Annotated in this window: 7 protein-coding genes; all 7 read right to left on the bottom strand. The window is 37.4% G+C overall.

Going from position 1 to position 16662, the window contains the following annotated elements:
* Window positions 1–259: 259 nt before the first annotated feature.
* Window positions 260–4768 carry an endonuclease gene (locus tag M2M59_RS02115; RefSeq protein WP_249775322.1) on the bottom strand — a complete coding sequence of 1503 codons (4509 nt, stop codon included), beginning with the start codon at window positions 4766–4768 and terminating at the stop codon, window positions 260–262.
* Window positions 4769–5231: 463 nt separating this feature from the next.
* Entirely contained in the window at window positions 5232–6434 is a 1203-nt protein-coding gene (locus M2M59_RS02110; protein ID WP_249775321.1) for an amidohydrolase, read from the bottom strand.
* 133 nt (window positions 6435–6567) lie between these two features.
* Window positions 6568–7998 (bottom strand): YfcC family protein, encoded by a 1431-nt coding sequence (locus M2M59_RS02105; protein ID WP_249775320.1) that lies wholly within the window; start codon window positions 7996–7998, stop codon window positions 6568–6570.
* Window positions 7999–8541: 543 nt separating this feature from the next.
* Window positions 8542–8847, bottom strand: coding sequence for a DUF2628 domain-containing protein (locus M2M59_RS02100; protein WP_249775319.1), 306 nt, complete (start codon window positions 8845–8847; stop codon window positions 8542–8544).
* Window positions 8848–9037: 190 nt separating this feature from the next.
* The gene (locus tag M2M59_RS02095) at window positions 9038–10486 is read right to left on the bottom strand and encodes an NPCBM/NEW2 domain-containing protein (RefSeq protein ID WP_249775318.1); all 1449 of its coding nucleotides are present in this window, start codon (window positions 10484–10486) and stop codon (window positions 9038–9040) included.
* Between the two features lie 31 nt (window positions 10487–10517).
* Window positions 10518–11984 carry an immunoglobulin-like domain-containing protein gene (locus M2M59_RS02090; protein WP_249775317.1) on the bottom strand — a complete coding sequence of 489 codons (1467 nt, stop codon included), beginning with the start codon at window positions 11982–11984 and terminating at the stop codon, window positions 10518–10520.
* Between the two features lie 157 nt (window positions 11985–12141).
* On the bottom strand, window positions 12142–16362 hold the full coding sequence (locus M2M59_RS02085) for a S8 family serine peptidase (RefSeq protein WP_249775316.1): 4221 nt from the start codon (window positions 16360–16362) through the stop codon (window positions 12142–12144).
* Between the last annotated feature and the right edge of the window lie 300 nt (window positions 16363–16662).

Genomic DNA, 16662 nt, shown 5'->3' with positions numbered 1-16662 from the left:
CTTATATGATGCTTTCACTAGGTTTTTACTCGTTCGTTCAAAAATAAAGAACAATATTTTTAGCTAAACGAATATTCTTACCTATTCGATACCCTGAAGGAAAAAATCCTAATGCAATTAAAAAAGCCGAACTATTATCCAAATGCTAGTACAGCATTTTTCAATAGTTCGGCCTTCATTATTTAATTTAACTATAACCATCTTCGGCTTTGGTCGCACTGGGTCAGCGTTCTAAATTCTTACACCATGAATTTCTTATTTACCAAATAGCTTCTACCCATTCAGGGTGATCGACAAATGGATTTCGGTTCCCTTGAATGTTAAATATTTTTTCGTTTCGTTGTTTTTCCCATTCACTTACCGGGTCTTGTTTATTCCATTGCTTTAAAACAGATAGTTTGCCATGGTAAGGGTTTGTTCCATTGTTGACTTGATCGTTCAATTCTAAGTCAACTCTGTCACCCTTTTCATAACGAGTAGCCATGTAAAAGAGCATTCTTGCAATATCCCCTTTTACGTCATTTGGCGGCTCAAACGAATCGCCATCCCTTTTACAAAGAGAGCAACCGTTGATTGCGTTTCCACCGTTATCAAAATCTAGATTACCTCTTGCCCCGTTAACTTGAACGTCGGCTGGTCGTAAATGATGAATGTCTGTACCTGGGCCATTGCTCGTTCCGAAATTGCCATGGGATTTAGCCCATGTATGCTCTCTATTCCAGTCGCCCGCATTGCCACCTGCTCTATCCTTTGAGCGAGATTCACCTGTATAAAGAAGGATGACATTATTTTTGTTTTTTGGATCCTCATCAGTGATTTTCAAAGCATCCCATACTTCACTGTATGAAAGAACTTTATTATCATCTATGATATCGTGCAATGCCGTTTTTAACGCTTGGCCTTCTTTACCAATAGCATCGCTATAGTATTGATCCGTAGCATTGGCAGGTGTCACAGTTACGCTGAAACGAGAAGTAACAGATTTTTTACCATCTGAAGCTGTAACGGCCACTAAATGTGTACCAGTAGGCAAATCTAACGTTAGTTCTGAACCGTTAATCGTGCCCATCGTAGAACTGAAGGTTAGTTTATCTCCGTCTGGATCATGAAAATAATCTGCCAAAGAAAAGTTTAGCTTTTTTCCAGCTGTTACCGTTTGATTATCAAAGCTTTTCTTGGCTACGGGTGCATTGTTTTCTGCTGGTTTATTAGGCTGCTCTATTTTTTTGCCCTCTGAATCTCTAAACTGAATTGTTTCAGGATTTGCACCGTTTTTATAAACGATATTTTGTAGATTTTCAGCCCCTCTGATTTCCTTGACATTAGGACCATCAATAATTACTTTTTCTAACGCAAGACCTGTGAAGTTAATGATTGCACCCGCTTTGTTAGGGTCAACCGTCACTGTCGCTCCTTTAAAGCCTTTCTCGAATCCTTTTCCTTTAAGCTCTGCATATTGCGAACTTCTAATGATAATTCCCTCTGAAATATTGCCACTTTCAAAATTCACTCCAATGCTTGGTGGAGCAAATGTTAGTTTTTTCTGTTTAACATTTACTAAATGAACCATCTTTTTAGGAATAATCGGTTCAGCAATATCGTCGTCTGCTTTTTTCGCCAAGGCAAGCTGCACCATTACTGGATCATGGTCACTCGCACGACCAGCCATGTCAGTGAAATCTGAATTGATATGAAGAATATCAATATTCGCCGAGTTAGCTAGGTTATTTGATACCAAAATATGATCTAGTACCTGTGAATTCCCCTGATATACGTACGTATAACGATCGGCTTTTTCCACTTTATTAATCATATTCGTCATATATTTACCTTCCAGTATTTTTAACGAATCAGTGAATTGGAAATCGTTATAATCACCTACTGAGACAATATTTGCATCTGGATTGTCAGCTTTAATTTTCTCTGTAAAGTCTCTCACAATTGTTGCAATTTTATGGCGTTGAACTTCACTTACTAATTTAGGCGGCTGTGATGAGCCAAACAATGGTGTATCTCCAGATTTAGAGTTCCAGTGATTCGCAATGACAACAACACTTTCACCTTTAAAGTCAAATTGTGCGGCTAGCGGTTTTCGGCTATTATCAAATGCTGGATTTGTAGGATCAATTCGTCCAGGATTCAATGAAAGCTTTCCATCTTTATAGTCTACAGCTGTTGTTGCATCACCACTTGGAATATCTTTCGTTAATTGCACGCGGTCTGGATTATATAAGAAGCCGACACGGATATTCGCATTCGGTGCACCACCATCTGCATTATTTTCCGGGTCAATATTAGCATAGTTATATTTCACGCCACCTGCTTCTTCAATTTTAGCAATTAAACGCTTATAGCTTTGATCAGCAGCAGCATCTCCTGCAGCAGAACCATTGTTATCTTGAACTTCTGTTACACCAACAATATCAGGGTTTTTCATATCTGATGCAATCGCGCGAGCCAATTTGCCAGCTTTGTCCTCAGAAGTTTCTTTTGTATTGTTAGAGAAGTTTTCTAGATTATAAGAAGCAACGGTTAATTTGTCATCCTCTTTTACAATTGTTGTGGTTTCTGGCTTCGAATCACCTTCCACAAGTTTTGCTTTCATATCCTCATAATCAGCGTAGATTTTGTAATTTGAGAAGCCATAGTTTACTACCCCAGTAATAGGCCCCTTAAATTTATCGCCTGTCGCCACTTTAAAATCTCTCGCTTGTGTATTATCGTACAGTTTAAACTGAATACGATCTGCGTTTGCATTATCCTCTGTATATAAGACACCCCCATGGATGGTATCTGTTTTTCTATCTTCTAGAACAGTCACCAAATCACCATGATCTTGAGGCCCTACAGCTTTCACATCTCCTACCTGCACTCTCATGCCTTCAAGAGATTCCCAGAAATCAATCGCATCTTCCTGTGGATCAAATTGAGTAAATTGATCATTATCAATCACTTCAGACGGCAGGTTATTACGATCAATAACTACCGGTTCTGGAAGGGTGACATTACTCTTCAACACGCCTACCTTCCCGCCTTGGTCGTTGCGAGCATTAAGCTGTGTGACAGATAAATCCGTCTCTTTTTTAGAGTCAGCATAGCCGTCAATTTGGAATTCATCTACTTTACCATTCACACTGACAAGATCCCCAACTTTTACGCTCGCTGCTGTGTTACCTGTATAGACAATAATCCCTTCTGATGTTTTTGGATTGTTATCCTTTTTAGCATCTGGTGTTTGCATGTGGAAGTAGTTGCCGCTTCCGATTTTATAAATATATGTGACAATACCTTCAATTCCTGAAACAGTCTTACCTTTCATTTGTGAGTCATGTGACTCTCCTTGAATATCATGAATTTGAATTCCTTCTGCTGAATCAAAAACAGTATATTCATACGAAGCAACAGGACTATCTTTCAAACCATCTTTAACAGCAAACGCTTTTACTGTCATTTTATCTTGAATCGTAATTGGTTTACTATATACCTTACTTGATTTCGTAGGCTCTGTTCCATCCGTTGTATAATAAATGGTTGCGCCCTCAGTTGGAGTTGTGAGTTCTAATTCAGTACCTTTTGCCACTGCTCCAGCTTTCACTGATGTCGTGACAGGCTGAACAACACTTGCATCTTCAACGATATCTGATGTGGAACGTGGAATGACTTGGTATACATTATCGAATTGCTGAACAATCCCCGTAATGGAGTCATAGGTCTTCCCAACAGCTAAATTCAATGTTTTTGTCTCATCACGTACGACAAATTCAGTAGTACCATCAGTCACCGTATAGTTCGCCCATGTGTTGCCATCTTCTACAGAAACAATTTTAATATTTTTGGCTTTCACTAGGCGCGATTCATTTTCCTCTGTCACTTCTGCCCCTGTAACAGCTTTAGGCGTTGGTGCCCCTACATCGGATTTCTTCTCAACCAATTTTGCTCCGTCTAGTTGCAATAATCCTTTGTAATCAGCTAATGTGCCTGTCAAAGTGACTTCATCGCCCACTACTGCATCTAATGTAGCTGGTCTAACGGCTATTCCACCCGTTTCATCCTGGACGGAGATTGTATTTTTAAGTTTCGCAGCTACCACAGCTTTGATTGTGATCGTATCGCCTAAAGGTAGCGCTCTTGCTTGTTCAATCGATTTGATCTCAACTGGAGTTCCTGGTTCAACTGAAGAACCATCCATTGAATGCTTGCCCAGGTTAGATACATCGTCTATCGGGAGTTTATCCCACTCCTTAGTAGGTTCAAACGCATCATCAATAACCGTATCACCTGACGTAATAGTCGATTTTCGGACTAATGTTAAGTCCGCCATATTATTGACTCTCGTACCTACTTGTCCAAGCGAATCAATGACAGCGTTTGCTTTTTTTAATACAACAGCATCATCCCCGTTAAAATTGATAACGCTACCATTCGCAAGATTTCCTTTACTCTTTATCGATTCATTCGCATTATTATTGTAAATAACATAAGTATCTCCAGCTTGAATACTTCCACTAAGTTTTAATGTGGCAGTTGCTGTAGTAGCTCCATTTGCATAGAGTTCTAGGGAATACTGACTTAAATCAATTGTAGATCCAGTCCCATTATAAAGTTCAATTGCTTTATTGCTGCTACTTCCCTCAATATACTCAGAAATAATTAATTCTGAAGCATTTCCTGTAGCTGCTGATGTAGGTATGGCAGGTGTTATGATACTAGCTACTAAGAGTGACGACAAAAATGCATTAAAAGGCTTTTTCCATTTTCGTTTATTCATGTAAACTAGTTCCTTTCTGTATCAGAATTTGTTTAAGAATGAAAGCGTTACTTCGAGCACCATACACACTAGCAGTTGCAGGAATACTTAATGAGTAGTTTGTCACGAATAAAATTCCTCCCCAATCGTTATTATTTTCACTGTCCTGATTGATTTGAAATCAGAATTTAGTGAATATCTTAATTATTTACTATAGAAATAGATTTTTCCACTTTCTAGCTATAAAAATATTTAATATTAACAATTGTAATATTATTAAAAAATTGCTATTACTCATGCCATTACTCAGTTACTCTCTTTTCGAATGTTTTATACTATGCAAAACTCTCTGCAAAGAATGGAAAATTTGTAAAAGTGTTAAATTGCACATTATTTTCCAGTTCAAAACCTTGCTTTCCTAAAAAAAAGACAGCCCTTTACAGGACCGTCTTTTATCTCCGCTTACCTCTTATACGTACACTACTTAGCTATTCACTAACAATGTGCTCTTTGAACCGAAGTCTTCTTTTATCTTTTCTAGTAATTCCGGTTTTTCAATAAGTGAGAGTATGGTGTTGCCAATTAAACGAGCGCCTTGATTAATAACTTCTTTTGACTTTTCGCTAAGGCATACATCAACCATTTCTTGTGAATGCAATGTGAAATAATCATTAGAGCAAGCCAACATGGGATGGAAAGCAGGGCATTGATAACTCACATTCCCTATATCGGAGCTTCCCATAGAGTCGTCTTCTTCAATAAATGGTAAATCCATTTCCTCCATTACGGATTTAATAACCTCTATTCCAGGCTCGTTTTGAAGCATATCACTATAAGGATAGCCGATCATTTCTATATCGAATGAGGTTTCTGTTGCTATAGCAGCTCCTTTGATGCAATTTTCTACTTTTTCAATAACTGTATCTAAATAAGCACGATTACTATGCCTTAGTTCTACTTGGATTTCGGCGTAATCCGGTATAATATTAGATGCCTTTCCACCATGGACAATGTAGTAAGACATTCGTGTGTCAGGTTTTACCCGTTGCCTTAATTGATCTATAGCATGGAATGTCAATTGAGCGGCACTGAGCGCATTTTTTCCTTCCCAAGGAGAAGCAGCCGCGTGTGCAGGTTTTCCATAGAATCTCACACGATACGCACTGAGAGCTAAAAACTTCACTTTAGGCATTGTGGTATTAGAGTTTAGGTGAACCATCATAGCAAAATCGTATTTTTTAAAAACGCCCTGGTTAACCATGGTAATTTTTTCACCGTGCAGCTCTTCATCAGGCGTTCCTATTAAATCTATGTTTACATTCAGTTTCTCGCTGATGCTGTGTAGAGCAAGAGTTATGAGCAAACTCATGCTGCCGCTCATACTATGGCCACAGCCATGCCCTAAGTCTGGCAATGCATCATATTCTGCCAAAATAGCAATATGCGCTTGTGGGTTTTCTAGATTGTTTACATTGGCGCGAAATGCAGTCGGCAAACCGCAAAACTCTTCTTCTACCTCCATGCCGTGTTCTCTGCAAATGTCTACAAACTTTTGGCATGCTTTAAATTCTTCCCCAGAAAGTTCTGGATTTTCTGCGAGGAAATAATTTAACTGATGGCAGATGTTTTGGTATTTCAAAACAGCTTCTTCAAATAGCTCTTTTATATGTGTTGGATTAATAGCCATTGTATGTAGAGCCTCCTTTTTCTTTTTAAGTTGTATTAGCGGATCCTAGATTCTTGCCATTGACCCATAAGTGAAACGAAAAGAATACGTGTAAGTTGGTTATGCTTACAAAAACATGAACACGGATACTTCACTAAAATGGTCCATACTGTACAGCTTGAGCAATGATTAAAAATACAATGATAATAGCAAATTGGATAATTACATAGGGGAATACCCATTTGACCCATTTAGAGTATGGAATTCCCATCATACCTAATCCGGCTAATAAAACGCCTCCGGTTGGAATGATCAAGTTGGATACACCTGCGCCCATTATGGTGGCAAGCACGGTTGTTTGTCTTGTAACGCCTACAAGGTCTGCCAATGGAGACATGATTGGCATAACTAAGGAAGCATGCCCACTTCCAGAAGGAACAATAAAATGAATAAAGAAGTTGGAAATAGCTATTCCAATAGCCGTAATAGTTGGTGGAAGGTTGCCGATTAAAGTTGACGTATAATATAAGATGGAGTCTAATAATCCGCCAGCCGTCAAAACAACTAAGATAGTATTGGCAATACCAATAATCATAGCACCGGAAATCATGTCCGAGCATCCTCTGATAAAGCTGTTGGCTACTTCATTTGCAGAAATCCTACCAATGATGGCCATAATGATAGCACCTAAGAGGAAAACGGCAGCAATTTCACTAATATACCAGCCTAATTCTATCACGCCATAAATAAGAGCAATGAAGCAAAACAAAAGAACAAATAGTGAGAGAGAATGCCTTTTATTCATTTTATAACCAGTCATTACCACGGTGTTCTTTGTCGGTTGGAATCTCCCGTATTCAGCCATTTCAGGGTTTTTTTCAATCTTATTAACATGCCGGAGTATAAAAAATACCGTTAAAAGGTAGAAGGTTGCGTAAATACCTACTCGCAATCCTATTCCTGAATACATAGGAAGTTCGGCAATTGTTTGGGCAACCCCAATCGTAAAAGGATTTGTAATGCCTGCTATGAAGCCAGCGCCAATGACTCCTAGAAACACGATAGCAAAACCTGTAATTGCATCAAAGCCTATGGCAATAGTCATTGGAACAATAATAGCTATATAGACAAGCGAATCTTCTGCAGAACCAATAAGAGTACCTAATAAAGAAAATAACAAAACCATTATAGGAACGATTAATTTCTTTCTAGCTCCAAATTTCTCTACTGTAAACTTTATTAGCTCGTCAATGGATCCTGTTGCCTGCATAATGCCAAGTGCACCCCCGAACAGCAATACAAACATAATGATAGGGGCTCCGTTTACCATGCCTTCATGAAAGCTTTTGAACATTTGAAGCAACCCCACCGGTGTAGACTCAACAAATTCAAATTTCGAAGGATCAATTATAGTTCTTCTACCTTCTTCAATTCGTGCATATTTGCCTGCTGGCACAATATAGGTCAACACAGTCGCAGCAGCAATGATGATAAACATCAATACATAAGCATTTAAAGCTTGTTTAGGCTTTTTTTCTTGTAATTTAGGATTATCTTCGATGTTATTTTTTAATGGAAAGTTCAATTAATTTCCTCCTCTGAGAAATGAAAAATTCCCTATATTATCTAATCAAGATAGAAGATGTTTAAGCTAGTAATCTAGGAAAGCTGATAAGGTGGAGCATTTATTCTAAAAAATTGAAACAGTTATATACCCTCTTTATACTCCTCCTTGTTCTTTTGATTTCTGAAAGTACATACCATTGACTTGCAAATCATTCTCTTATAAAGGAAGCTTAACCCACTATATCTCATTAATTTGGCGCTTTTATATATGTTTTTCCAATCAGCGGAATACCCTTCCATTTATTAAGTTACATTTATTATAGATTCTTATTTTACAAAATTCAATGTATTTAGAATATTTAAATGTTTAGATTAGCAACTATTTTTTCGTTTGCTAATATTAAGACCCAAATTTCAGCGGAAGAACAGTCGCACTATTCATAAATACCTTATAAAAATCAAAATCTATATCATTTAATTCCAGTATTTAGTATACATACTTATTAGCAAATCAAAAAATCTCCAATCAACTATATGATTGGAGATTTACTATACAAATTTGTTAGGCAATGACGCCTGCAGTATGTAATAGTTGTTCTGATTGTTCATCGGCCGGTGAGTATTGTTTTTCTAAAAGTTCTTTAATATAGATTTTATTATAAATAAATGCAAATATAATATCCGCAACCATACCACCTAAGCCAAATGTAAATGATCCCAAAGCCGCTGCTACAATAAACATAATAATAGCCCATTTTAAATCACCACGGAAGAGTGCAGGGAAAAATCCAAAAAAGAAGGTAGTCCAGCTAAAACCAACTTTTACATTCTTCATCACACCAGCGCTATTCTTTAAATTCACTTTCATCTAAATCACCACCTTCCTACTAATAACATACTGATTATAGCAGTTCCTTTTACTCAATGGAATAGAATTTGTTAACAAAAATAAAGGAAAAGGTAAATTTTTTTATAGTTTTTTGAGATTAGTAGGTTAGTGGGTATTTCTTATTTTTTAATTATTTATCATTCGATATTGTCTTATAAGTCTTACTCTGCTATTTAGCCAGCTTTGTAAAGACAGCATTTCCAAATACTACGCCCTGCGTTCCTTTAGCGCCCTTTTTTTGTATAACTTTCAGCGTCACCTTTTTGGTTTTGCTAGGGAAACGAAGAGTTAAACTTTTTACGTCTTTCTTCGTCAGTGTGCGTTTGTACAGCAATTTTTTGTCTCCATAGATATATACAGTGGATTTTCCATAATTGCCTGCTAACCACTGTGAATCAAGTGAGAGCTTTGTCTTAAATGCATTGAAGCCCATCCCCGCAATGTCATAGACTGCATAGCCTGTTCCACCCGAGTTGCTATATGTTGAAAGACCCACACCATCTATTGCAATTTTGTTGTTGCTATATCGGAAAAGAGTATTCTGCCATTCAGATGAATAATAGTAGGTTGAATATTCAGTAGCACCAACTGTTTTTGCTGATACTGTTTTAGGGACAGTGACAAGTCGGTCTTTGGTTTTTATAAATAATGGATGGATGAACACAATCCTCTGTGTGCCCCTTGCACCTTTTATTTGCTTTCCAACAATGCGAATGTTTTTAGTTCCTTTTGGTATATTTAATCTTACTGTCTGCACAGGTGTTTTAGCCGTTAGCTCTTTTTCATATAAAAGATAATCATCTGCATAAATCCCTACTGCAGAACGCCCATAATCCCCTATTATCCATGCAGCATCTAGCGATAACTTTGTCTCAAAGCGATTGAAGCCCATCTGGTCGATATTATAAGAGGCAGAAACTGATCCTCCATATAAGCCTGAATGCATACCAAATCCATCTGTGACTAGATTTCCTTTGATATCTTGAAAGGCATTATCTGACCATTGATTTACATAGTAGCCGTAATAAATATTATTACTTATCGCCCCTATTGTATTGGGACTGACTGGCAGCTCTTTATCCGTATTTTTATATTTTCCTTCAAAAGAAAAAGAAGGGTTGTCTAGCACAACGTTATGACCTCCTTTACCGCCTTTATTTTGCTTTATAACAATACGAAAGTTACTCGTATTCATGGGTAGCTTTACATTAACAGGCAGAATACCGCTATTCTTCGTTAATTGCTTTTCATATAACAGGACATCATCAGCATAAATTCCTATTGCGGTCTTTCCATAATCGCCTACAATTCGGTTTGCATCTAAACTTACTCTTGCTTTAAATGTTTTATAGCCCATCTCTTTAATATTATAAGTTGCAAATGCTGTATTTCTTTCCCATGAACCTGTTGTAAGTGCAACCCCCGTATCTATAAGGTTTCCTTCTCTATCTGTTAAAGGTTCACCATTAATCTTGTTCACATAAAATAAACTGCTTGTTTGGTATGGCTTAATGTCTAATAAAGAAATATCCCCTGCCGCATATGAGGGAGTTGGCCGAAAGACGATCACTAGCAATGCAAATACCGCTATGAAAAATCCTAGAATTTTTTTATTCATAATGACCTCCATTAATTGATTGGCTTACTAGCTACCACTTCTTTACTTTAACTTTTATAGTTTTGGTTGTTTTATGCCCTGCCCCATCTACCACTGAGTAAGTGATTTTATAGGTACCTGGTTTTTGGGTGTTTACTTTCCCTTTTACTTTTAACTTTGATGTTAAATCAATCGTACCATCAAAGGCTTGTACGCCGGCTTTCGGATCAAAGGAACTCCACTGATAAATCGTTCGATTCTTTGCCCCTTTGATGACAGGTTTTTTAGTATCAACTACTGTAACCTTTTTGTCTTCATAAAAACCAAGATATTGAACACGAAGAGTCGTTGTGCCTTTTTTTGCCGCAATCAGTTTGTTTTCATATTGGTCAAAGTAGGCAACATTTAAATTACTAGATTGTACTTTAATCTGTGAATTAATAGTTTGAGTCGATTGATTGGCAAGCGTTGCTACGACTTCTGGCGTATATTGATAGCCTATCTCTAACTTCAATAATTTGGATGAAAGATTAATTTTAGTTACATACTTATTGAGATTTTTGCCATTATATAATTCTCTATCAACTAACACAAACTTGCCCTTAGGCATCACGAATACAGGTCCTCTAGCTCCATCTAACTCCGTGTAAATACGGAAGCCCGTTTTTGCTTCAAATAACTTAAAGCCATTATACTCAGAAGTGATTGCTAGATATTTGCCTGACTGATCGATATGCATTTGAATGGCTGGATCATTCCCAACATAATAGGCATTTCTATCAAGCGGTAACTCTTGTTCCCCTGATGCAATATCATATATTTGTAAATGCGCATCGCTAGTAGCTACATATAATTTCTTGTAATCAGCAGATACTACGGCCGTTTCTATATTGCTGGCAGGTACAATGACATCTTGGTAATTCCCACGATTATCATATAGATTAATTTGTTTATCTGAGATGGAAAGTATTGTTGAAGGCGTTGCAAGGATTTGTTTTGAGTTGGACAACCCTGTTACAAACTCTACTTGTCCTATACGAGTATTGAATGCTATTAGTTTTGTTTTAGAAGAAAACAACAATACATCTTCGTTAGGTACAAAAGTATCCAAAGTGAAATCGTAGTTGTTTGATTTATAGTAACTAAAATAACTATCCTCTGCTCCAAATAAATTTTCCGACTGATACACTTTCTTATCGAAACCATCATATATGAATAGTTTATAGCCATCACCTAGCGCAAACACATTGCCTTCTTCATTCGCCACAGCTGTATCGGCATAGGAATCGAATTCTTTCAATACATTGCCTGTCATTAAATCCATAATAGTGTCGTTATTAATCAAGGCATTTGTTTGATTAGGTATATCACCCAAAATACCTTGTATTGAATTGTAGGATATATTCTCGTTCACTGATGGAAGAGATACGCCTGTTGCTGCTTTAGCATTCGGCGCAGTAATCCAAAAGAACAAGAATGCTACCATAGTTAATAAGCTTCCATTAATATATTTCTTCATTGTGAGCCTCCATTTTTTAATTTGTATATAAAATAAATATATAACAAACGTAGAAGTAAACATATGCTAAAAATTTGATTCATTTTATCTAAACCTTAATACCTATAAAACAATAAAAACCCAATCTCTAAGGAGATTGGGTTTTTTAATTAGTATATTATTTTTTTACTTTAACTTTTAAAGTCTTGCTAGTATTTTTTGCTTTATCCTTTGCGTAAACAGAAAGTGTCGTATTCAGCTTTTGTTTTTTGATTTTCACTGAATACTTACCATGTTTATCGGCTACTGCTTTACCAATAATACTGCCGTTTGCCTTAATATAAACAGTCGAACCAGCTTCCGCTTTACCTGTCACTACAGTAGTTTTTGTCGTAATTGACTTTGTCACTGTTGGACGAGAAGGTGCTGTTTTATCCGACACTTTCACCTTCGTTGCTTTACTGCGGTTTCCTGCTTTGTCAAATGCCTTCACCATAAGCACAGTTCCAGCCTTTTGTTTTGGCAACTTAATAGTGAATTCACCTTTTGCATTCGCTTTTTTAGTCGCAATTTCTTTACTTGATTTGTAAACGACAACCGTTGCGTTCGCTTCCGTTTTGCCTTTTAACACTGTATCTTTATTACTGAAAGCATTTACTTTTGGTGGAACAGGAGCAGTTGTATCCTTATTGCCAGCTTTATTGATAACTACTTCTTCCTTCGTTACATGTCCCGCAATATCAGTGGCTTTGAAGACAATTTTATTTTCTCCACTCACTAATTTTACAGGCACCTTAAGTTCATGAGTTAGTGATCTCATTTCATATGGTTCATCGAATTGATGTGCATACACTTCATCGCCGTCTACTGTTAAACGAAGATCATCAAAGTTATCAGAGACCTTTACTTTTAACGTTACACTGCTTACTTTTTCACCAACTACATTACCTTTTGGAACACCGCTAATTTCGATAGTCGCCGGTGTTGTATCGACAATCAATTGGCGCTTGAATTCCACTTTATTACCCGCATTATCTTCACCGGTAAAGATGACATCATTTACGCCATCTTTCGTAAAGGCGATTTTCGTATTAAATTCATATTGTTTTGTTTTTTCGTTGTAGACTGTTGGGATGTCCATCTCGCCGCCTACTAGTTTATCGCCTTTGACTTTTAATGTCTTAACACCAGATACATCATCAACATATCCCTTAACAGATACTTTGTGATCATCAAACACGCCTAGTGCTTCTGGTGATGTTGTCACGATAAATGGAATAGTTTTATCCTCTTCGTGTCCGATTGTTACTTTTTCCATATTATTTGCATAGTCTACTGCGACTACTTCAACACGTGTTGAAGCTTTCAGGTTTTCTAATGGTATATCAAATGCAGTTTTTCCAGCTGGGTCGAACTGACCTTGGCTTTTTCCATCTACGAAAATCTCAATATACTGCAATCCGCTACCTTTCATATCAGTCGCTTCAAACTTGAGATTGCCTTTTTTCTCGCTAACAGATGCATTGGAGATGACAGGCTTCACAGTATCTACAATAACAGGAATTTTAACTGTTTGCGGTTCTTTTCCTGTATAATCCAACTGCGTCTTAATTTGATAGAAGTACGTGCCATCTTCTGCTTTTTTATTCTTGATAAAGCCATCCCATGTTGTTTTGTCAGGATTATAAACATATGGCTGTTTCGCTTGATAGTTCTTCGTTTGAAGACCTGTTTTCGCTAGGGTTCTAAGCGTTTTTCCATTTTCATCTACGATACTGTATTCAACCGATTTACTGTTACGTAAGAAGGTAATAGCAGGTGCAATTTCATCGCTAGATTTATCGCCATTTGGAGAGAATGCAATTTTGTCTGCATCTAATTTCTTAGTTTTTAGATTTTCACCAAGAACCTCACCTTCTTCATCTACCATGAAGGAGCTGCCTAGATAAGAATCTTCATCATACGCCATCTCATCAAGGATTGGCGCTTTGTTCCAATCTCCTTTAAAGCCGACAAAAGGAACTGTCAATGTTGGAGCAGCTTGGTCTGTTTTGTTTTCAAGGCTTACATAACCTTCAACAAAGTAGCCGTTCTTCATTAACTTCGCTAATTCTTCATCAGCATTTTTCAAATCTACTTTTATCGTAATATCTTTTGATTCTTTGCCTTTTAATTCAACATGTGGTGTATCTACTGTCACACTAGCTTTCGCGATATTTTGCTCTTTCAATGAGAGCGTACCGCCGTTCACTGCATCTGTTAGAACAGAAGTATTAACGTCATAGGCAATAGCTTCATCGCTCATATTCTTTGCAGTTAATGTGAAAGTGAATGAGTCGCCATTAATTTCTTTCAGCTCAACCTTGCCTTCATTCGTACCTTTGTTAACTACATAAGCAGGTGTTGTAACGGCAGAATGCAATTGCATGATGCCTGAGCCCTGGCGGCGAGGTGAGTAGTAGATGCCTCCATTATCTGGATCCTCCACTGGTTTTGCTGTATTCATTAGCAACACTTTCGCCATTTTAGATCTTTCTGCGTTTTTCAAGTCAGGGAATAACTCATGTACGCGTTGTAGAACAAGCGCTGACCCGCCGGATACATGTGGTGCTGCCATCGATGTACCACTCATTAGGCCGTATTTATCGTTATTTAAAGTAGAATAGATTTGTCCACCTGGTGCAGTAATTTCTGGCTTCAGCTCAAGGCTTGGCGTTACGCCCCATGAAGTAAAGCTAGACATCTTACCAGCTGACGTATTAACGACAGATTTTTGTTCACCTGTGAACGTAACCTTCCCAGTGCCGCCAGCCTCTTTCAATTTGGCAATCAAATTATTACCTTCACTTTGTGCAAGCGAAACTAAAGGAATGGTTGGCGCATTTAATGCCATGCTCACATAGTCGCCATGTGCTGCTAAACCTTTAACGATTACACCAGCAGCACCCGCTTTTTCTGCTGCTGCTTGGATTTCGCCATAGTTAGGATTTGATGCAACACGTTCTGCAACTACAATCTTGCCTTTGACGTCTTTGTCCTTATATTGGCCTTCACTGCCGTCACCCACCAAGACTGCATCAACTTCATTCTTGTCGAACACTTCTAATGGGTTTGGAGAAGATTGCTTTTTGTAAGGAACTGTTAGTGTTTCATTGCCAACTTTAATCTCAAATACATCGAGGCTGATTTTATTGTTTTCCATTGAAGCTACTGATAGAGAGCTTTTAGATACGGATGGAGCTCCCACTAACCCGATATCTGGGTTTGAAGCCAATGGTTGTCCACCAAACTCGCCACTCAAGTTATCTGAGTTACCAGCAGAAATAGACATAACAATACCGTTGTTCACAGCGTTGTCTACAGCTTTTTGCTCTAAGTTATTATCATCTACAAAGCCCGCAGTAGAACCTAAGCTCATATTTAATACATCTGCGCCAAGCTTGATACCGTCATCTATCGCTTTAATATAGATATCCCCAAAAGTAGATGGCATTGCTGGGTCATTACCGAATACTTTCAGCGCTAATAGCTGTGCTTCGGGTGCTACACCTTGAATGCCACCTTTACTTTCATCACCATTCGCTGCTACAGTACCGCCAACATGCATACCGTGCATGGATGCATCTGGGCCAAGATCTAGTACTTCATCATTTTTATCAGCGTAGTTATAGCCATAAGGAACTTTATCTGTGTAGAATTTACCTGGCAAGCTATTTTTTGAAATAATATCGCCAGTAGAACTCTTCGATAACTTTTCTCCATTCGTGCTAGTCAGCTTCATATCTTTATGGTGATAATCAATCCCTGTATCGATAATACCGACAACCATGCCCTTTCCGTTATAGCCGTCTTTCCATGTTTGCTGTGCTTCGACCATTTCCTTACTTGTAACCATGGTCGGTTTTTCTTTTGGTCGTTCATATTCAGTTGCAATGCTGACACTCTCAACGCCAGGCATTTTTTCTAACTTTTCAATATCTCCATATTTAACTTCACCGCTGACACCATTTAAAACAGTAGTGAATGAATTTTCAACCTTTAAGTTAACTTTTTCTTGTTTAACATCAGCCAAAAATCCTTTTTGTTCATCTTTAATTGAATTTTGCAGCTTTGTACGTGTACTAGCATTTAATTCTTTATACATGACGCCTTTATCTTGCGCATAAGAAATGGCAGGGGCACCTTCTAATTCAACAATAACTCGTACTTTTTGATTTTGTTTATATTCGTTGCCACTATTAAGCTTCGTTCTTTCTGTTTTCTTTTGGGAAAGATTAATTTTCGTATATTGAACTCCAGACTCTGCTTTTGCATGGCTTGTCATCATAACCATTTGAGATGCAAGCAAAGCTGATGCGATTCCGACAGTAAATCCTTTTTTCATCTTGTTTTTATCCAAGTCATTCTCCCCTTTAAACTATCAAGTTATAAGATTATGTAGTCTCTATGATTGTATTAGTATTTTAACACTTTTAACATTTTTGTTAAATAGGAATATTCTAAATATTTTTTATTATTAATTAAGTATTATTCGACATATAATGGTTAAAATGACCTATTTCGGTGAAATTTTTGTAATAAAATAAAGGATTGCTTGAAGTAGCTTTTTATATTTACTTAGAGTTATTTCTTAATGTCTCCTCGCAATCTATCACTTAAATAAAAAAAGCGCAGTTCCCATAATTGGGAACTGCGCCTG

Source organism: Rummeliibacillus sp. G93 (assembly GCF_023515935.1).
Lineage (GTDB): Bacteria > Bacillota > Bacilli > Bacillales_A > Planococcaceae > Rummeliibacillus > Rummeliibacillus stabekisii.
The sequence above is the reverse complement of the archived record's forward strand: the minus strand, read 5'-3'. Positions and strand labels throughout refer to the sequence as shown.

Excerpts from the sequence above, each read along its gene's own strand:
- M2M59_RS02115 (WP_249775322.1), bottom strand. The coding sequence starts at position 4,768 with ATGAATAAACGAAAATGGAAAAAGCCTTTTAATGCATTTTTGTCGTCA.
- M2M59_RS02110 (WP_249775321.1), bottom strand. The coding sequence starts at position 6,434 with ATGGCTATTAATCCAACACATATAAAAGAGCTATTTGAAGAAGCTGTT.
- M2M59_RS02100 (WP_249775319.1), bottom strand. The coding sequence starts at position 8,847 with ATGAAAGTGAATTTAAAGAATAGCGCTGGTGTGATGAAGAATGTAAAA.
- M2M59_RS02095 (WP_249775318.1), bottom strand. The coding sequence starts at position 10,486 with ATGAATAAAAAAATTCTAGGATTTTTCATAGCGGTATTTGCATTGCTA.
- M2M59_RS02090 (WP_249775317.1), bottom strand. The coding sequence starts at position 11,984 with ATGAAGAAATATATTAATGGAAGCTTATTAACTATGGTAGCATTCTTG.